Raw genomic sequence first — 17,374 nt, forward strand, 5'->3', positions numbered from 1 at the left:
CGCCATGAGAAACAGGAGGACGGGTGTGGTGCGGGCAAGAAAAAGCCCGCCATAGGGGCGGGCTCAAGGAGGTGGACTGGCGCAGATCAGGGGGCGCGGTAGAAGCGATTGAGCTCGTTCATCACCTGGATCAGGGTGCCCATGTCCGGGGTGCCGTGCTTGATGGGGCGATAGGTGTCGCGGTCCAGCAGCTCGAAGTCCCCCTGCTTGTTGAACTGGGTGATGGTGTTGCCCTGATAGATGGCGAAGTCATTCTGATCCCCCGCCAGCAGCCAGGTGCGTGTACTGGCTTCGAACAGGTTGCGCCCCGTGCTGTAGTCACGATAGGGGTTGCGTACACCCAGCATGTTCTTCATCAGGGTAGGTACCAGATCCAGGTGGCTGCTCGCCTGCGCCTGGGGCGCAGGTTCGGCACCAGGCCAGGCCAGCACCAGAGGGACCTGCACCTGATAGGTCGAGTAATTGCTGCCATAGCCCCAGCTGTTGCTCTGGGTCTCGTTGAACTCCTGACCGTGGTTGGAGGTGACCACGACGATGGTCTGATCATCAAGCCCCTGCAATTGCAGTTGGGTCAGCATCTGCTCCAGCAGTTGATCGGTATAGAAGACCGCGTTCTTGTAGCGGTTCTCCAGCTTCTGCAGGTTCTCGGGCCGATAGGCAGTGGCCGGGTTGAAGCGGGTCAACTCGGGCTGGAAGGGGCCCTTGATGCTGGCTGGCACCTGATAATCCCCCGGGCTAGAGAGATAGACCAGAGAGAACCAGGGTCTGTCCGCGGTGCGCGTGCCAAGCCACTGCTGCCAGTCATCGATGAGCCTGCGGTCATCGGTCTGGCGGGAGACGAAGACCTGCTTGCGCAGACCCGCAAGCAGACTTTGGCGATACTGCTTGGCATCTTCCAGTGCACCGAACAGGCCGAACTGGTAGTCCTGACGCAGCATCTCGTCGAACAGCACAGGGGGGCGCTTGTCGGCCCGGATGTCCCCGTAATAGTGGCCGGGCAGCCCGTAGAAGAGGCTGAACATCCCCATGGCTTCATCATTGCCACCACTCATGTGCTGGCGGAAATTGAAGTGGTTGTCCGCGTAGCGTTGCAAATTGGGCATGTTGATGTTGTTGAGCATGTCGGCTCGCAGGGAGTCGACCACCACCACCAGCAGGTTCTTGTGATCGCTGGGTGCGCTCACGCTGAGGGGGCGCAAGGGATAGAGCAGACGGTGCTCAGCGCTTCCCTGATCTTCGGCCTTCTTCTCATACTGCTCGAGGTCGAGCCAGCCATGCTTGGCCAGGAAGCTCCTGGCGGTCATGGGGTAGGAGAGGGGGAAGTTGGCGCGCTGCATGGTGATGGGTTGATACAGGGTCGCATCCGCCCAGCTGTTGACCAGATGGGTCAGGATGAAGCAGACCAGCAGGGCCAGTCCCACCTGATTGCCGTACTGGCGGCGTTTGCGCTTGTTGATCTTGCGCCACACATAGGCCGACAGCAGCAGTTGCAGCAGGAAGATGGCGGGCACCGCCACGAAGATGATGCTCCAGATAGAGCCCTCTTCGGTCTGCGCCTGATCCAGCAGCAGTTGCCACACCTGGCCATTCAAGTGGAACTTGAACAGCTGGAACACCTGGGTGTCGATAAGCAGCAGCACCAGAGCCAGGGTGGCGATGATGGATGAAATGAAGCGCAGCGGCTTCTCCCTGGGCAGGATGAAGCTCAAGGGGAAGATGGTCAGCAGATAGGTGACGAAGCTCAGGAACGAGAAATGACCTATCCAGCTGATGACGAGATAGGTCACGCCGAGCGTGGTCGACGGCCAGCTGATGGCGCCCAGGTAACGGGTCGAGATCAGCATGGCCAGGATGATGTTGAAGAAGGAGAACCAATGCCCCCAGGTGATCAGGCGAGAGACATTATCGCGATAGGGGTTGCCGGTTTCGACCATAATGATCCATCTGCTTGAAAAACATCAAAGAATGCGAAGAAACTCAGTGCGCATCGTGGCGATGGCCCACCGAGGCGGTGAGTGCCTGGATGAACTTCTCGGTGATCGCCTGGCGCTGGGCCGGGGCCATGCCGTTGATGATGTTGGTGGTCAGGTTGCCAAGGACCATCAGACTGAGATCCACCGGTGCCTTGTGTTTCTCCAGGGCGGTGATCAGGTCGTTCATCAGGGCGTCAAACTGCTCGTTATTGTACTTTGATACGATGGGCATAATCTTGGGTTCACCTCGGTTCAAAGCGCCTTATAATACTTCACCCTTTCGGCTAACACTATGGCTTTGTGACATGAGTCTCGATATCGACAAGATCATTCTTCACTCCCTGCGGGCGGGCAACGATGGCCAGCCCCACGCCGATACCCGCAGCCAGACCCTGCCTGCCGACGAGGCGGTACAAGGGCTGATGGCGGAGCTGCATCGCATCTACAACGGCAAGGGGGGAAAGGGCTTTGGCTTCTTCGCCGATCCCGAGGCCGCCGTCGCCGAGCTGGCGGAGGGGGAAGACGCCCCCAAGCAGCCTTCCCCCGCCTTTCGCATCGCCCTGGAGCAGCTGCTGGCGGAGCAGACCGAGTTCGTCCCCTTTTCCGTCAACCTGACCCAGATGCTGGTCAAGCAGCTGGTGGAGCATGCCCTGGACGAGCAGGGGGTGTTGCTGATTGCCAAGTACAACTATGTGGGGGTGGATTACCTGATGATCGCCCTGCTGGAAGGCAAGGAGAGCGTCACCGTGAGCGAGGCGCTGGAGCTGCGCCACATCCAGTACCTGGATATCGGCAAACTCAATCTGGTGGCCCGCATCGATCTCACCGAGTGGAAAACCCAAGGGGATTCGCGTCGTTATATCACCTTCAGCAAGGGCCGGGTCGGTCGCAAGCTGGGGGATTTCTTCATGGATCTGCTGGGGGCCCGGGAGGGCATGGATGCCAAGATCCAGAACAAGGGGTTGCTGCAGGCGGTGGACGATTACTGCGACAGCCGCCAGCTCGAACCGGCCGAGCGCAATGACTACAAGAAGCAGGTCTTCAAATATTGCACCGAGCAGGCCAGCGCCGGCGAGGAGATCGAGATCAAGGAGCTGTCGGCGGAATTGCCCGGTGATGGGGACCTCGATTTTTACAGCTTCATCGGTCAGGAGTACGAGCTGGAGGAGCGCTTCCCGGCGGACCGTTCCACCCTGCGGGGCTTGACCAAGTTTGTGGGCTCCGGTGGCGGCCTGACTCTGAGCTTCGAGCAGAAGTTGCTCAACAGCCGGGTCTTTTACGATCCCCAGACCGACACCCTGACCATCAGGGGAGTCCCGCCCAATCTCAAGGATCAATTGCTGCGCCAGTCGTAATGTGATCCAGCCGTCATTTCTTGCAAAAAGGCACCGGAGTCCGCTCCGGTGCCTTTTTATTTAAGGGGGTGATGTAGATGGAAACCACCTCAGTACTTTTGTTAACACATTGAACAAAATATCGGGAATGAAAGGGTTTTCAGTGGGGTGAAATCCCTTTCAATGACGTAAATTGATTTCCTTTCTGTAATTTAATTTCCATATCTTGGCAAAAATATGGGGATATCCCTTCCTAAGTCGCTGAAATAAGAAAATGTTTTCATAACTTTCTGGAAGAAAATACGTAATTGCATTTCAAAAATGCGAGGCGTGTCATGTGAGGCATTGACTGCTTGGGATAATATGCATCTGCACACAATGCTCTTACAGCGCGGAACTAATACAAGGAAAGGCTCATGAAAAAGAAATTGCTGTCATCCCTGATCGGTCTGGCTACCCTGGGCGTGGCCTGCTCTGCCACTGCTGCCATTGATGAAGGTCAGCTGACCATCTGGATCAACGGTGACAAGGGCTACAACGGCCTGGCCGAAGTCGGCAAGAAGTTTGAAGCCGAAACCGGCATCAAGGTCACCGTCGCCCACCCGGATCAGGTTGAAGTCAAATTCCAGCAAGCCGCCGCCACCGGCAACGGCCCGGACATCTTCTTCTGGGCTCACGACCGTTACGGTGAGTGGGTCAAGTCCGGTCTGCTGGTTCCCGTGACCCCGAATACCGCCACCAAGGCCAAGTTCGAGCAATTCGCCTGGGATGCCATGACCGTCGATGGCAAGACCTATGGCTACCCGGTCGCGGTAGAAGCCGTCAGCCTGATTTACAACAAGGATCTGTTGCCCAACCCGCCGAAGACCTTCGAAGAGATCGCCAAGATCGACGAAGACCTGAAGAAAAATGGCAAGCGCGCCATCATGTGGGCCTATGACACCCCCTACTTCAGCTACCCCCTGGTGGCTGCCAACGGTGGTTACGCCTTCAAGAAGACCGCCACCGGCTATGACGTCAAAGACACCGGCGTGAACAACGCAGGTGCCAAGGCCGGCGTCGGCTACATCTCCGAGATGATCAAATCCGGTCACCTGGAGAAGGGCATTGACTACGGTGTGATGGACGCCAAGTTCAACAAGGGCGAAGTGGCCATGATGATCAACGGTCCCTGGGCTTGGAGCAACCTGGACAAGAGCGGCATCAAGTATGGCGTAGCCCAGCTGCCGACCCTGAAAGGCAAGCCCGCTAAGGCCTTCGTTGGCGTACTGGGTGCCACCATCAACGCCGCCAGCCCGAACAAGGATCTGGCCATCGAGTTCCTCGAGAACTACCTGCTGACCGATGCCGGTCTGGCGCCGATGAACGCCGACAAGCCGCTGGGTGCCGTGGCCCTGAAGTCCTTCCAGAAGACCCTGGAAGCCGACCCCAACATCAAGGCCACCATGCTGAACGCCCAGAACGGCGAACCGATGCCGTCCGTGCCCGAGATGAGCCGTTTCTGGTCCTCCTTCGAAACCGCCCTCAAGAACATCACCTCTGGCCGTCAGGGTGTTGACGAAGCCCTGGATACCGCTGCCAAGCGTATCGTCCAGTAAGCATGCACTACCCGGGAGGCCTTCGGGCCTCCCACTCTCTCAATCTCTCTTGGCGCAATAAAGGTTAATTGGCATGGAAGTAGTACCTTCTATCGAATCCTATGCCGGTCCGAAGAAAGACAAGTACGTCTGGCTGAAATGGACCATGGCGGCACTGATCGCAGTGCTTAATGGTTATGCGGCCGTGATGATGTATGCCAGCGGCGAGTGGGTATTTGCCCTGCTCGATCTGGTGGTCGTCTCCGTCGGTCTCTATGTCTTCATGAACAAGAAGACCTATGCCCACCGTTATATTTTCCCCGGTGTGGCAGGCATGGTTGTTTTTATCATCTTCCCTCTTGCCTACACGATCGGCATCGCCTTCACCAACTATTCGGGATCCAACTTGCTCTCCCTTGAGCAGGCACGGGATTACCATCTGAAAAAAACCTACAAGGTGACCGGCGGTGAATTCGATTTCACCCTCCTGGGTGGTGAGAACAATCAGTTTCAGCTGCTGCTGAAACAGGACGACCAATCCTTTATCAGTCAACCCCTTACCTTGCTGAACAACAAGGCGCGTACCCTGGCCGTCCGTGAAGGACGGGTCCGTGACGAGCCCCAGGTTGTTCAGTTGCAACCCCTGGCCGGGGAGGCGACCGACAAGGCGGCGCCCATTCGTGCCATCGTCGATCACCGCACCCACCTGAGTGCCCTGGATGTGGTACTGCCCGAAGGCAATATCCATCTGACCCTGAGCAGCCTGCGCAAGTTCGCCGCCCAGAAACAGCTCTATACCCAGCTGGTCGACGGCGCCGTGCTCAAGTCCGGCGTCATGATCAAGGACAGCAACCTGCTGCGTGACAACCAGAGCGGCGAGCTGATGCAGCCCAACGGTGACACCGGCTTCTACCAGTACATCGATGCGGAAGGTCACTTCGTCGGCAAGGGCATTGCCCCCGGTTTCGTGGTGAGCGTGGGTTGGAAAAACTTCATGCGCATCATGACGGACCCGGGTATCCAGAGTCCCTTCATGCAGATCTTCGTCTGGACCGTGATCTTCTCCGCCTGTTCGGTGGCGTTCACCCTGGCGATTGGCATGGTGTTGGCGTGTCTGGTGCAGTGGGAGCAGCTCAGGGGGCGTGGTTTCTACCGGGTCATGCTGATCCTGCCCTATGCGATACCGGCGTTCATCTCCATCCTGGTGTTCAAGGGCTTGTTCAACCAGAACTTCGGTGAAATCAACCTGTTCCTGGAAGCGGCCTTCGGCATCAAGCCGGACTGGTACACCAATCCCTTCCTGGCCAAGGTGATGATCCTCATCGTCAACACCTGGCTCGGTTACCCCTACATGATGATCCTCTGCATGGGCCTGCTCAAGGCGATTCCGGAAGATCTCTACGAGGCGTCTGCCATGGACGGGGCGGGGCCGGTACAGAACTTCTTCAAGATCACCGTACCGCTCTTGATGAAGCCGCTGACACCGCTGTTGATTGCATCCTTTGCCTTCAACTTCAACAACTTCGTACTTATCCAGTTGTTGACGAACGGGGCGCCGGACATCATCGGGGCCACCACGCCGGCCGGGACCACCGACTTGCTGGTGAGCTACACCTACCGGATCGCGTTCCAGGGCTCGGGTGGTCAGGACTACGGTCTGGCCAGTGCCATCGCCACCGCCATCTTCCTCATCGTGGGTGCGCTGGCCTTGCTCAACCTGAAATTGTCCAAAGCCGACAAGCAACTGTAAGGAGGCTTCAACATGGCAATCGTACAACCCAAATCAGTCAAATACCGGGTGTGGGCAACCCACCTGGTGATGTGGGGCTTCCTGGCACTGATCATCTTCCCGCTGATCATGGTCATCGCCATCTCGTTCCGTAACGGCAACTTCTCGGTGGGGGAGATCATCCCCACCAATCCGACCCTGGATCACTGGAAGCTGGCGCTCGGAATGTCCATCACCAACGCCGATGGCAGCATCACGCCGCCGCCGTTCCCGGTGCTGACCTGGCTGTGGAACTCCATCAAGGTGGCGGGCATCACCGCCCTGATGATAGTGGTGCTCTCCACCACCTGTGCCTACGCCTTCGCCCGTCTGCGGTTCCGTGGCAAGTCCACCATCCTGCAGGGCATGCTGATCTTCCAGATGTTCCCGGCGGTGCTGGCACTGGTGGCCATCTACGCGCTCTTCAACAAGATCGGTGACTACATCCCCTGGCTGGGTCTCAACACCCACGGCGGCCTGATCCTGGCCTACATGGGGGGCATTGCCCTGCACGTCTGGACCATCAAGGGCTACTTCGAGACCATCGACTCTTCCCTGGAGGAGGCGGCGGCCATCGATGGCGCTACTCCGTGGCAGGCGTTCCGCCTGATCCTGCTGCCCCTGTCGGTGCCCATTCTGGCGGTGGTGTTCATCCTGGCCTTCATCGGCTCCATCACCGAGGTGCCCATGGCCTCCATCCTGTTGCAGGATGTGAACAATCTGACCCTGGCGGTCGGGGCTCAGCAGTACCTCTATCCGCAGAACTACCTGTGGGGTGACTTCGCCGCAGCCGCCGTGCTGTCAGGCTTCCCCATCACGGTCGTCTTCCTGCTCGCCCAGCGCTGGCTGGTGGGTGGTCTGACCGCAGGCGGCGTGAAAGGTTAACGGTTCATGGCCGGGGGAGCTGGCTCCCCCCGTCATCACGATTTGCAAAGATTCAAGAGCGGAGCTCGACATGGCTGAAGTAGTACTCAACAACGTTCGCAAAAATTACGACCCGGCTGTCCACAAGGACACCCTGCGCAGCATCAACCTCGACATCAAGGAAGGGGAGTTCATCGTCTTCGTCGGCCCGTCCGGCTGCGGCAAGTCCACCCTGCTTCGGATGATCGCGGGTCTGGAAGACATCACCAGCGGCGAGCTGACCATCGGCGGGCGCTACATGAACGACGTGCCGCCGGTGGAGCGCAACGTGGGCATGGTGTTCCAGTCCTACGCCCTCTACCCGCACATGAACATCTACGAGAACATGGCTTTTGGCCTCAAGCTCAAGAAGATGGACAAGGAGAACATCCACAAGCGGGTGATGCGCGCCGCCGAGATCCTGGGTCTCGAGCCTTTGCTGGACAGAAAGCCCAAGGCCCTTTCTGGCGGTCAGCGTCAGCGGGTGGCCATCGGCCGCTCCATCGTGCAGCAGCCGCAGGTGTTCCTGTTTGACGAACCGCTGTCGAACCTCGACGCCGCCTTGCGGGTCAAGATGCGTATCGAGATCGCCAAGCTGCACAAGGAGCTCAACTCCACCATCATCTACGTGACCCACGACCAGGTGGAGGCCATGACGCTGGCCAACCGCATCGTGGTGCTGAGCCCGCTCAAGGGCGAGGCGGCCACCAACCTGGAGCAGTTCGGCACCCCCCTCGAGCTCTACCACAACCCGGACAACAAGTTCGTGGCGGGCTTCATCGGCTCCCCCAAGATGAACTTCCTGGCGGGCGAGCTGGTGGAGATCGGCGAGCAGGAGTGCGTGGTCAAGCTCACCTCCGGCGATACCGTGCGTGCCCGGGTGGATGCCCGTCGCGGCGCGGTGGGTGACAAGGTGGAGCTGGGCATTCGCCCCGAGCACCTGGTGCCGCTGGGTCATGCCCATGCCGACAGCCGCGTGAGCGGCGTGGTGCAGGTAGCCGAACACCTGGGGGCAGAATCCTTCGTCTACATGGACGTGGATGGTCACGACTTCACCGTCAAGGCGAGCTCCGACATCGACGTGGCCACCGGCCAGGAGTACAGCGTCGGCATCCCGGCCGAAGCCTGCTACCTGTTCGATGCCAAAGAACAGGCGTTCCCGCGCACGGCCAAATATATCCGCGCCTGAGAGGGCGAGAGTGCCAGGTTTTCCTTTCTATACGTTCAATGCCTTTTGCCGGTCGCAAGACCGGCTTTTTATTGCCCGTCATCCGAAGCCCGGGTTCCGGCCAGCGGGTGCGGCTGGCCGGGGCCCGTCTACTGCCCGTGCTTGTCTGACTCGAGGGCGGCGGTGACGTCCGGCACGAAGTGCTGGCTGGTGAGCGGCGGGCGCTCATAGCCTTCGGTCTTGATGGGGGGCAGGGTGATGGGCTCGTAGTGGATCGCCTCGTAGGGCACCTTGCCAAGGAGGTGGGAGATGCAGTTGAGGCGGGCGCGGCGCTTGTCGTCGGCGTCCACCACGAACCAGGGGCAATCCTCGGTATCCGTGTAGGTGAACATGTCATCCTTGGCGCGGGAATACTCCACCCAGCGGGAGCGGGACTGCAGATCCATGGGGCTGAACTTCCAGCGTTTGATGGGGGTGTTGATGCGCTCCTTGAAGCGTTTCTCCTGCTCTTCGTCGCTGACCGAGAACCAGTATTTGATGAGGGTGATGCCGGAGCGGATCAACATCCGCTCGAATTCGGGGCAGGCACGCAGGAATTCGCGATACTCGTCGTCGCTGCAAAAGCCCATCACCCGTTCGACCCCGGCCCGGTTGTACCAGGAGCGATCAAACAGCACCATCTCGCCCGCCGAGGGCAGGTGCGCCACGTAGCGCTGGAAGTACCACTGGGTACGCTCCCGATCCGAGGGGGCGGGCAGGGCGGTGACCCGGCAGACCCGGGGGTTGAGGGGTTCGGTGATCGCCTTGATGACGCCCCCCTTGCCCGCGGCGTCGCGCCCCTCGAACAGCACCACCACTTTGAGCCCCTCCTGCTTGACCCACTCCTGCAACTTGACCAGCTCCTCCTGCAGGTGGGCGAGGTGATGTTCGTAGGTCTTCTTGTCCAGACGGGGGCGTTTCTTGCTCTTTTCCTTGGCCATCATCCTCTCCTTGGTGACTCCTCGTTGTGAGTCTCTCCAGCTTGCACCAGGCGGGCACCCCTGCCAAGGGTGGCGTGTTACACTGCCGCCTCATCAGCCGCTGGCAACAGAAAAACAGGAAAGCCAGTTTCATCGCCGCTGGCAACAGGAGAAAACATGAAGCAGTTTATGGAGATAGCGGGCCGCCGCATGGCCTATCTGGACGAGGGGCAGGGTCCGGCACTGCTCTTTGGCCACAGCTACCTGTGGGACAGTGCCATGTGGGCACCGCAAATCGAGGCCCTCAAGGGGCAGTATCGCTGCATCGTGCCCGAGCTTTGGGGTCACGGGGATTCCGATGTGCTGCCCGAGGGGCCCTGCACCCTTGCGACCCTGGCCCGGGATCACCTGGCGCTGCTCGATGCCCTTGGCATCGACGAGTGCGTGCTGGTGGGGCTCTCCATCGGTGGCATGTGGGGCGTGGAGCTGGCGCGCATGGCGCCTGCTCGCCTCAAGGGCCTGGTGCTGATGGACAGCTTCGTCGGCCTTGAACCCCAGATCACCTGCGAGCGCTATCTCGGCATGCTGGCGATGATCGAGCAGGTCGGCGCCGTTCCTGCGCCCATCGCCGATCAGGTGGCGCCGCTCTTCTTCGCCCATCAACCGGACGCGGCCCTGATGGCCGGTTTCAAGGCCCGGCTGGCCCAATGGCCCGCCGACAAGGTGGCGAGCCTGGTGGCGGTGGGGCGCAGCTTCGTGACCCGGGAGGATCGCATCGACTGGCTCGAAGAGATGAGGCTGCCCGCACTGGTGATGACGGGGTGCGAGGACAAGGCTCGCCCTGTGCTGGAGGGGTATCTGATGGCCGAGGTGCTGGGGTGCCCGTTCAGGGAGATCCCGGGGGCTGGTCACATCTCGACCTTGGAGAACCCCGCGTTCATCAACCAGGCGCTCGCCGAATTTCTCGCCGAAGTGGCAGGGTGACGCTGCGCCGGATAGCCGTAAAAAAGGAGCCATGGGCTCCTTTTTTGTTGTCCAGTCCGGATGGGGCTACCAGATGTAGCCCACCCCGAAGCCTGCATAGAGTTCTCCCTGATGCTGGACGATGGGGCTGTCCGCAATGTCATCGTCGTAGCGCTCGTAGTTGATGCCAAAGCCGCCAATCCAGTTGGCGCTGAAGCGATAGCTGCCGATGAGGGAGACCATGGGGGAGAGGGTGGTGCCCGTGTTCCACGCCGGCCTGTCCGCCCTCGCTTCGTCTTGCGAGACAACGCCGAAGTAGTAGTTGGCGAGGTTGTGGCTGCGCAGCATCACGCCGGCTCCCGGCATCAGCAGCAGGGGGCCGCGGATGATGGGGAAGTTGGCCCACAGCATCAGCTTCTGACCGTTGCTGGTACCGGTCACATCCGTGGTGGCCCGCACGCTCCAGAGGGCGTAGGGAGTGATGAGATCGGCCCCAACACCGGCCTCGAACTGCCCCTTGCGCTTCTCCATGCCATGGAGGAAGGGATCGTCGTCCGGGTCCAGGTTGCCAAAGCGCATCCGGCCGAAGGAATAGGTCGAGAGGTTGCCATCCCGGCTCAGGTAGTAGCGGGCCCGATCCCCCAGATACATCAGGTTGTCACCAAAATAGAGGGCCCCCGGGATGGGCATCAGGGTATCGTCCTGGTGTTGGTAACGGGCCTGACCGCCGATGACGGCCCCGCCCAGCACCAGCCCCTTGGGAATGGTGCTGTCAGGGCTGTCGCTGGAGAAGGCGCTGAGGGCCCCGATATCGAGGTCTGCCCGGACGGGAGAACAGAACAGCAGTGCCAGAAAGGCACCCAGAGAGGCATGGCGCAGGGCAGGGAGTGGGGGCATGACAGAGCCTTGTCGGTGGGTGGGCGTGGGAACGAATCAGACCGGCGTAGCAAGTCAAACGGATGTCGGTTTTCAATTAAACCCGACAAGGCAAGCATGAGCCAGCGTCACGGAGGTGCTGCTGGTGGCCGGTATCTGGAAGGGGCGAGACCCGGCCTCGCCCCTTGCCAGGGTCAGGGGGCGGGGCGGGGGAGATCTTCCCGCTTGGGCCAGGCATTGAGCACCGCTTTGACCAGGGTGGCGAGGGGAATGGCGAAGAAGACGCCCCAAAAGCCCCACAGACCGCCAAACACCAGCACGGCGATGATGATGGCCACCGGGTGCAGGTTGACCGCCTCGGAGAAGAGCAGGGGGACCAGCAGGTTGCCGTCGAGGGCCTGGATCACGAAATAGGCCACCATCAGCCAGGCGAAGTCGGGGGTCAGCCCCCACTGGAACAGGGCCACCATGGCCACCGGCACGGTCACCGCGGCGGCACCGATATAGGGGATGAGCACGGAGAAGCCCACCGCGACCGCCAGCAGGGCGGAGTAGCGCAATCCCATCAGGGCGAAGGGCACATAAGTGGCGATGCCGACGATGACGATCTCGATCACCTTGCCGCGGATGTAGTTGATGATCTGGTCGTTCATCTCCACCCAGACCCGGTTCACCAGGGTGCGGTTGCGGGGCAGGAAGCGGCGCAGGCCTCCCATCAGCACCTGTTTGTCCTTGAGCATGAAGAAGACCATCAGGGGCACCAGGATGGCGTAGATGAGGATGGCCACCACGTTGATGAGGGAGCTCAAAGAGGCGCTCACCAGTTGTTCGCCGCCGGTCAGGATGCGCTGGCGAATGTTGTCGATGATGGTTTCCACCAGGCTGACGTCGATGATCTCGGGGTATTTTTCCGGCAGGGTGCGGACATAGTCCTGGGCATGGGCCAGCATGGCGGGGGCCTCCTTGGCCAGGTTGACCCCCTGGCTCACCAGCGTCGGGATGAGGCCCAGCAGCATCAGGGTCGTCACCGTGATGAACAACAGCAGGACCAGGCTGGTAGCGACGGTGCGAGAAAGGCCGCCTCGTTGCAGGCGACTCACCGGCCACTCCAGCAGATAGGCCATCACCAGGGCCACCAGCAGCGGTGCCAGCAGATCCCCAAACAGCCAGAGCACGGCAAAGCAGAAGACCAGCAGCAGGAAGAGGGTGACGGCATCGGGGTCGGAAAAACGGGTCTGATACCAGCGCTTCAATACATCTAACATCGAGGCTTCCTTGAATGGCGGCTCACGGGGTGGGTGGCATGGGCTCGGGGGCGAGCAGGGCGTCCCGAGGGGGACGGGCAACGACGAGCAGCAGGGAGAGGCGGGCAGCTGACTCTTCCCGGGTCTGGACATGGTGACCCTGACGGCGCAGATAGGCGGGAATGTCCTGCCGGGAGCCTGCATCCCCGAGCTGGATGCACACGGATTGACCGGGCCGGGCCTGGCGCAACCAGAGCTTGAGCCGGATGAGGGGCTCGGGACAACGCCAGGGGGTCAGGTCGAGCTGTTCCATGAGAACTCCATCTCGTGCGTGGCGGTCATTATGGCCGTGATGAGAGGATGAAACAACGCTTGTGGGCCTTGAATGGCAAGGGTATTCTGCCGATGCCCGCTGGGGTCTGATTGGAGATAGAGATAACGTGGCACGTTTTTCCCCCCTGATAGCATCGCTTCCCCTGTTGGTCACCCTGATGGGGGCGACCTTCCACGCCCAGGGGAGCAACCAGTTGCCCGACATCGGTACCGCCGGGGTCGCCGCACTGCCCATCGAGCAGGAGGTGCGCTATGGCAACGCCTTCATGCGTTTTGCCCGGGCGGGCCTGCCCATCATCGATGACCCCGTGCTCAACGAATACATCGACGATCTGGGCCAGCGGCTGCTGACCAATGCCGACGGGGTGCGCTTCCCGTTCACCTTCTTCCTCATCAATGATCCCAGCATCAACGCGGCGGCCTTCCTCGGTGGCCGGGTCAAGGTGCACACCGGCCTCTTCCTTTACGCCGAGAGCGAGAGCGAGCTGGCCTCGGTACTGGCCCACGAAATCACCCACGTGACCCAGCGTCACATCGCCCGTTACATGGAGGCACAGGCGAGCAGCTCCGCCATGACCCTGGCCGGCCTGGTGGGCTCCATTGCACTCGCGGTGATCAACCCCACCGCTGGCATCGCGGCCTTGCAGACCACGCTTGGTTTGTCGATGCAGTCGGCCATCAACTACACCCGGGACAACGAATACGAGGCGGATCGCATCGGCATGAAGACGCTGTATGACGCCGGGTTCGATCCCATGGGCATGGCCAACTTCTTCCAGAAGCTGGCGGCGGAGTACCGCTATGCCAGCAAGCCGCCGGAGATGCTGCTGACTCACCCCCTGCCGGAGACCCGGATCAGCGAAGCCCGTGCCCGGGCCGGGAGCTATGGCGCGCGCGCCCTGCCGCCGAGCCTGGACTTCTGGCTGGCCAAGGTGCGCATCCAGGTGCGCTATGGCACCGAGACGCCCCAGGCGCTGCTCACCTACTTCGACAGCCGCCTGCAGAAGGGGGATTACCCCCTCAAGGATGCCGCCATCTATGGCAAGGCGCTGGCCCTGTTGCAGCTCAAGCGCACCGACGAGGCCGACACCCTGATGCAGGAGCTGGCGACTCGTCACCCGGAGGATCTCTTCGTGGTGGATGCCCTGACCGACATCGATCTCGCCAAGGGGCGCAGCGCCCAGGCCATCGCCAGACTGGAGCGCTTCCGCACCCGGATGCCGGACAACGAGGTGGTGGTGGTGAACCTCGGCAACGCCTATCTGGAGGGGGGCAACTACAAGAAGTCCATCGCCATCCTGGACCCTTATGCCCGGGAGCACGACGAGAACAGCCTGGCCTGGAGCCTGCTGTCGGACGCCTACCGCAAGGCGGGCAGAATGACGGACCTGCACATGGCGCGGGCTGAGACCCTTTCCCTGCGCGGGGACTACCAGGCGGCCATCGACGAACTGATCGTGGCGCGGGGCACCACCAGTGACAAGCTGACCCTGGCCCGCATCGAGGCGCGTATCACCCAGCTGGAGCGGGCCAAGAAGGATCTGGACAGCCTCAAGGGCTGAGTCCGGAGCGGGTTGATGGCAAGCGGGGTGCTCCTTTGGGGGCACCCCGCCTTGTTTTGCAGGCTAAAATAGGGCCTTTCATCGGTTTCAACGCATCTTGATGATGAAGACATGAATGTGATGGATGGCTCTGCTATTGGGCGCTCGCTAGGCGGCGTTTTATCTCGCCTATCTTCTGCTCGTCCAGCTCCCCCACCAGGGTCTCCAGCAGCGTTCCCCTGGCATCAAGCAGATAGCTGGTGGGCAGCGCCCCGGGCCTTGGGAACGGGAGGCGGGCGTCGTCATCCGGGATCATCAGGGGAACCCTGATGGCGTGGCGCTGTGCCAGCTCGGTCAGTTCGGCGGGGGAGGCGGGGTCATAGTTGATGGCGATCACCCGGATCTGGCCTTCCTGGTGCAATGTTGCCAGCAAGGGCATCTCCCGCAGGCAGGGGGCGCACCAGGGGGCGAAGTAGTTGACCAGCAGCGGTTTGCCACCGAGATCCGCGAGGCTGACCTTCTTTCCCGCGCCGTCGGTGAAGTCGGGTGCCGGGCTGCAGGCCCCCAGCAGGGTTGCCACAATCAGCCAACAGATCCGTTTCATTTCCATAGCCTTCCCGCTTACCCTGACCATCCGTTTCCCCTACAATAGCGCCATTTCTTGTCCCATCTTGCGATTAATCAGGGAGTTATCATGAGCGAGACCCAAATCTACCACAATCCGCGCTGCTCCAAGAGCCGTGAAACCCTGGCCTTGCTGGAACAGCACGGGGTCGCCCCCGAGGTGGTGCTCTATCTGGAGCAGGCCCCGAGCGAGGCACAGATCCGCACCCTCCTGAGTCAGCTTGGCTTCACGGATCCCCGACAGCTGATGCGCACCAAGGAAGAGCTCTACAAGGAGCTGGGGCTCGGCGAGGTGAGCGGCGATGACCTCATTCGTGCCATGCACCAGCACCCCAAGCTCATCGAGCGCCCCATCGTCATCAAGAACGGGCAGGCCCGCATCGGTCGTCCGCCCGAGCAGGTGCTGGAGATCCTCAAGTGACCACCCGCTTCGCTCGCCTGCTGACCCTGGCCGGTTTTTTCGGCCTGCTGGCCTGGGTGCTGCTCTGGCATCTGTGGCTCTCGCCCCACCCGGATCTTGCCCCCTGGCTGTTGCCGGTGATCTGGACGGTGCCGCTGCTCTTCCCCCTCAAGGGCATAGTGCAGGGCAATCCCTACACCCACGCCTGGGGCAATTTCGTGCTGATGCCCTACTTCCTGCACGCCCTGACCCTGATCACCACGGATGAGGGGGAGCGGTGGTTGGCGGTGGTGGAGCTGGTGCTCACCACCCTGGCGTTTGTGGGCACCATCTATTACGCCCGCCTGCGCGGCCGCGAGCTGGGGCTGAGTATCCGCAAGAAGGAAGGCTGAGCCCCTCCCTGTCCGCCTGCTGGCGGGCAGGGTATGTGTCTGAAACCGACGCAAGCCAGCGAATGGCATCTGGCGGTATCGCCCCGAAGTGGCTTGCTTATCTCTTTGATTAATTTATGGATATTGATCGCTGATTGGCAGGGAAGCGCCTCTGTTGGCAGATCTGTCACCTGGCTTGCCAGTCTCAGTCAGCCCCTGTTATGCAAAAAGGGATACGCTTGTGTTTTCACTGGACTCGAGTGAACCATGTGACAATCCTGCGTTCTCCCCTGTTGCACAAGACCCTGCTGGCCCTGACCGTCTCCCTCTCCGTCAGTTCCCTCGCCGATGCCTGTACCCGCGCCGTCTATCAGGGGGAGGGAGCGCTGGTGGTGACCGGTCGTACCATGAACTGGCGCAGCGCCATGCCGACCAATCTCTGGGCGCTGCCCCGTGGCATCGCGCGGGAAGGGGAGGCCGGCGCGCACTCCATGACGTGGACGTCGCGCTACGGCTCCGTGGTGGCGGCAGGCTTCGATGCAGGCACCGCCGACGGCATGAACGAGAAGGGGCTGGTGGCCAACCTGCTCTATCTGACCGAGTCCGAGTATGTGACCCCGAGCGACAAGGATCCGCGCAAGACTCTCTCCATCTCGCTCTGGGCCCAGTACGCGCTGGACAACTTCGCCACCGTGGCCGAGGCGGTCGAGGCCCTGTCGAAGGAGGAGTTCTATGTGGTGCCCACCCTGACCCCGGATGGCAAGCCGGGCCAGCTGCACCTCTCCCTCTCCGATGCGAGCGGCGATTCCGCCATCTTCCAGTACGTGGGGGACAAGCTGCAGATCTACCACGACCGCAGCTATCAGGTGATGACCAACTCGCCGACCTTTGACAAGCAACTGGCCCTCAACGACTACTGGGAGGAGATTGGCGGTCTCACCATGCTGCCCGGCACCAACCGCTCGGCGGACCGTTTTGCCCGCGCCTCCTTCTACATCAAGACCCTGCCAAAGACCGACCAGGCCAACGAGGCGGTGGCCGGGGTGATGAGCGTGATGCGCAACGTCTCGGTACCCTTGACATCCTCCCCCACCTTAGCGCTTCGCGTCACAGGAGGGGGATTCCCATTACTGGGTGATAGCTGCTCGCGCAGTACCGGGTTCCTGCTTCATCGGGCGGCCTGATTGCACCGCGCCTCCACAGGCTAAAACGGCGTGTCCCGCCGCTAAAATATTGCGAGCGCCATTCACATCGGCGTTCGCCTCATAACCACACGCAGCGCATTTAAACTGGCTTTGCGTCTGGCGGTTATCCTTCGCAGTATGCCCACAACAGGCGCA

Annotated in this window: 18 protein-coding genes; 10 read left to right on the top strand and 8 right to left on the bottom strand. The window is 61.1% G+C overall.

From position 1 onward, the window contains the following. Window positions 1–86 precede the first annotated feature (86 nt). Together AB5Y50_RS08355 and AB5Y50_RS08360 are read right to left on the bottom strand one after the other, a co-directional pair. On the bottom strand, window positions 87–1,934 hold the full coding sequence (locus tag AB5Y50_RS08355) for a DUF3413 domain-containing protein (protein ID WP_010674246.1): 1,848 nt from the start codon (window positions 1,932–1,934) through the stop codon (window positions 87–89). Window positions 1,935–1,977: 43 nt separating this feature from the next. After that, window positions 1,978–2,205, bottom strand: a complete 228-nt coding sequence (locus AB5Y50_RS08360) for a YejL family protein (protein WP_039038627.1) — start codon at window positions 2,203–2,205, stop codon at window positions 1,978–1,980. 73 nt (window positions 2,206–2,278) lie between these two features. Between AB5Y50_RS08360 and yejK the strand changes: the two genes are divergently transcribed. The 5 genes from yejK to AB5Y50_RS08385 all read left to right on the top strand — a co-directional run bounded on the left by yejK (window position 2,279) and on the right by AB5Y50_RS08385 (window position 8,744). Beyond that, entirely contained in the window at window positions 2,279–3,328 is a 1,050-nt protein-coding gene (yejK, locus tag AB5Y50_RS08365) for a nucleoid-associated protein YejK (RefSeq protein ID WP_039038628.1), read from the top strand. Between the two features lie 395 nt (window positions 3,329–3,723). Continuing rightward, window positions 3,724–4,905 carry a maltose/maltodextrin ABC transporter substrate-binding protein MalE gene (malE, locus tag AB5Y50_RS08370; protein WP_041212786.1) on the top strand — a complete coding sequence of 394 codons (1,182 nt, stop codon included), beginning with the start codon at window positions 3,724–3,726 and terminating at the stop codon, window positions 4,903–4,905. A 73-nt stretch (window positions 4,906–4,978) separates the two neighbouring features. Continuing rightward, complete coding sequence (gene malF / locus AB5Y50_RS08375; protein WP_049637099.1) at window positions 4,979–6,634, top strand: maltose ABC transporter permease MalF; 1,656 nt, start codon at window positions 4,979–4,981, stop codon at window positions 6,632–6,634. A 12-nt stretch (window positions 6,635–6,646) separates the two neighbouring features. After that, window positions 6,647–7,537 carry a maltose ABC transporter permease MalG gene (malG, locus tag AB5Y50_RS08380; RefSeq protein ID WP_010674251.1) on the top strand — a complete coding sequence of 297 codons (891 nt, stop codon included), beginning with the start codon at window positions 6,647–6,649 and terminating at the stop codon, window positions 7,535–7,537. Between the two features lie 70 nt (window positions 7,538–7,607). Further along, on the top strand, window positions 7,608–8,744 hold the full coding sequence (locus tag AB5Y50_RS08385; RefSeq protein ID WP_010674252.1) for an ABC transporter ATP-binding protein: 1,137 nt from the start codon (window positions 7,608–7,610) through the stop codon (window positions 8,742–8,744). Between the two features lie 128 nt (window positions 8,745–8,872). Here AB5Y50_RS08385 and ppk2 read toward each other — a convergent pair whose 3' ends face one another. Continuing rightward, window positions 8,873–9,703: a polyphosphate kinase 2 gene (ppk2, locus tag AB5Y50_RS08390; RefSeq protein WP_010674253.1), complete on the bottom strand. Its 831-nt coding sequence runs from the start codon at window positions 9,701–9,703 to the stop codon at window positions 8,873–8,875. 156 nt (window positions 9,704–9,859) lie between these two features. On the opposite strand from ppk2, the gene AB5Y50_RS08395 reads away from it, so the two are divergent. Further along, a complete protein-coding gene (locus AB5Y50_RS08395; protein WP_041212789.1) occupies window positions 9,860–10,666 on the top strand; it encodes an alpha/beta fold hydrolase in 807 nt (268 codons plus the stop codon). Window positions 10,667–10,732: 66 nt separating this feature from the next. On the opposite strand, the gene AB5Y50_RS08400 is transcribed toward AB5Y50_RS08395, so the two are convergent. The 3 genes from AB5Y50_RS08400 to AB5Y50_RS08410 all read right to left on the bottom strand — a co-directional run bounded on the left by AB5Y50_RS08400 (window position 10,733) and on the right by AB5Y50_RS08410 (window position 13,078). Continuing rightward, a complete protein-coding gene (locus tag AB5Y50_RS08400; protein WP_235687595.1) occupies window positions 10,733–11,542 on the bottom strand; it encodes a MipA/OmpV family protein in 810 nt (269 codons plus the stop codon). 173 nt (window positions 11,543–11,715) lie between these two features. Beyond that, window positions 11,716–12,786 carry an AI-2E family transporter gene (locus AB5Y50_RS08405; RefSeq protein ID WP_029314318.1) on the bottom strand — a complete coding sequence of 357 codons (1,071 nt, stop codon included), beginning with the start codon at window positions 12,784–12,786 and terminating at the stop codon, window positions 11,716–11,718. Between the two features lie 22 nt (window positions 12,787–12,808). Then, a complete protein-coding gene (locus AB5Y50_RS08410; RefSeq protein ID WP_042880621.1) occupies window positions 12,809–13,078 on the bottom strand; it encodes a sulfurtransferase TusA family protein in 270 nt (89 codons plus the stop codon). Window positions 13,079–13,205: 127 nt separating this feature from the next. Here AB5Y50_RS08410 and AB5Y50_RS08415 point away from each other — a divergent pair, with 127 nt between their 5' ends. Further along, entirely contained in the window at window positions 13,206–14,660 is a 1,455-nt protein-coding gene (locus AB5Y50_RS08415; protein ID WP_223918331.1) for a M48 family metalloprotease, read from the top strand. Window positions 14,661–14,793: 133 nt separating this feature from the next. Here AB5Y50_RS08415 and AB5Y50_RS08420 read toward each other — a convergent pair whose 3' ends face one another. Further along, on the bottom strand, window positions 14,794–15,273 hold the full coding sequence (locus AB5Y50_RS08420; RefSeq protein WP_103858824.1) for a TlpA disulfide reductase family protein: 480 nt from the start codon (window positions 15,271–15,273) through the stop codon (window positions 14,794–14,796). A 60-nt stretch (window positions 15,274–15,333) separates the two neighbouring features. Here AB5Y50_RS08420 and arsC point away from each other — a divergent pair, with 60 nt between their 5' ends. From arsC to AB5Y50_RS08435, 3 genes are all read left to right on the top strand, one after another. Next, window positions 15,334–15,684, top strand: coding sequence for an arsenate reductase (glutaredoxin) (gene arsC / locus AB5Y50_RS08425; RefSeq protein WP_043155313.1), 351 nt, complete (start codon window positions 15,334–15,336; stop codon window positions 15,682–15,684). Further along, the gene (locus AB5Y50_RS08430; RefSeq protein WP_069785092.1) at window positions 15,681–16,055 is read left to right on the top strand and encodes a DUF2069 domain-containing protein; all 375 of its coding nucleotides are present in this window, start codon (window positions 15,681–15,683) and stop codon (window positions 16,053–16,055) included. Before arsC ends, AB5Y50_RS08430 begins: the two co-directional genes overlap by 4 nt. Before the next feature lie 239 nt (window positions 16,056–16,294). Further along, the gene (locus AB5Y50_RS08435; RefSeq protein ID WP_233735832.1) at window positions 16,295–17,218 is read left to right on the top strand and encodes a linear amide C-N hydrolase; all 924 of its coding nucleotides are present in this window, start codon (window positions 16,295–16,297) and stop codon (window positions 17,216–17,218) included. On the opposite strand, the gene AB5Y50_RS08440 is transcribed toward AB5Y50_RS08435, so the two are convergent. Then, the coding region (locus AB5Y50_RS08440; RefSeq protein WP_368153423.1) for a zinc ribbon domain-containing protein at window positions 17,162–17,374 on the bottom strand (213 nt) is incomplete at its 5' end. The two genes, AB5Y50_RS08435 and AB5Y50_RS08440, sit on opposite strands and share 57 nt — an antisense overlap.

The sequence above is a fragment of the Aeromonas sp. s6 genome, assembly GCF_040907815.1.
In the GTDB taxonomy this organism is placed as follows: Bacteria; Pseudomonadota; Gammaproteobacteria; order Enterobacterales; family Aeromonadaceae; genus Aeromonas; species Aeromonas caviae.

Coding starts and splice junctions, on each gene's coding strand:
- AB5Y50_RS08410 (WP_042880621.1), bottom strand. CDS start 13,078: ATGGAACAGCTCGACCTGACCCCCTGGCGTTGTCCCGAGCCCCTCATC.
- AB5Y50_RS08360 (WP_039038627.1), bottom strand. CDS start 2,205: ATGCCCATCGTATCAAAGTACAATAACGAGCAGTTTGACGCCCTGATG.
- ppk2 (WP_010674253.1), bottom strand. CDS start 9,703: ATGGCCAAGGAAAAGAGCAAGAAACGCCCCCGTCTGGACAAGAAGACC.
- AB5Y50_RS08400 (WP_235687595.1), bottom strand. CDS start 11,542: ATGCCCCCACTCCCTGCCCTGCGCCATGCCTCTCTGGGTGCCTTTCTG.
- AB5Y50_RS08355 (WP_010674246.1), bottom strand. CDS start 1,934: ATGGTCGAAACCGGCAACCCCTATCGCGATAATGTCTCTCGCCTGATC.
- AB5Y50_RS08385 (WP_010674252.1), top strand. CDS start 7,608: ATGGCTGAAGTAGTACTCAACAACGTTCGCAAAAATTACGACCCGGCT.
- AB5Y50_RS08395 (WP_041212789.1), top strand. CDS start 9,860: ATGAAGCAGTTTATGGAGATAGCGGGCCGCCGCATGGCCTATCTGGAC.
- malE (WP_041212786.1), top strand. CDS start 3,724: ATGAAAAAGAAATTGCTGTCATCCCTGATCGGTCTGGCTACCCTGGGC.
- yejK (WP_039038628.1), top strand. CDS start 2,279: ATGAGTCTCGATATCGACAAGATCATTCTTCACTCCCTGCGGGCGGGC.
- arsC (WP_043155313.1), top strand. CDS start 15,334: ATGAGCGAGACCCAAATCTACCACAATCCGCGCTGCTCCAAGAGCCGT.
- AB5Y50_RS08420 (WP_103858824.1), bottom strand. CDS start 15,273: ATGGTCAGGGTAAGCGGGAAGGCTATGGAAATGAAACGGATCTGTTGG.
- malG (WP_010674251.1), top strand. CDS start 6,647: ATGGCAATCGTACAACCCAAATCAGTCAAATACCGGGTGTGGGCAACC.
- AB5Y50_RS08405 (WP_029314318.1), bottom strand. CDS start 12,786: ATGTTAGATGTATTGAAGCGCTGGTATCAGACCCGTTTTTCCGACCCC.
- malF (WP_049637099.1), top strand. CDS start 4,979: ATGGAAGTAGTACCTTCTATCGAATCCTATGCCGGTCCGAAGAAAGAC.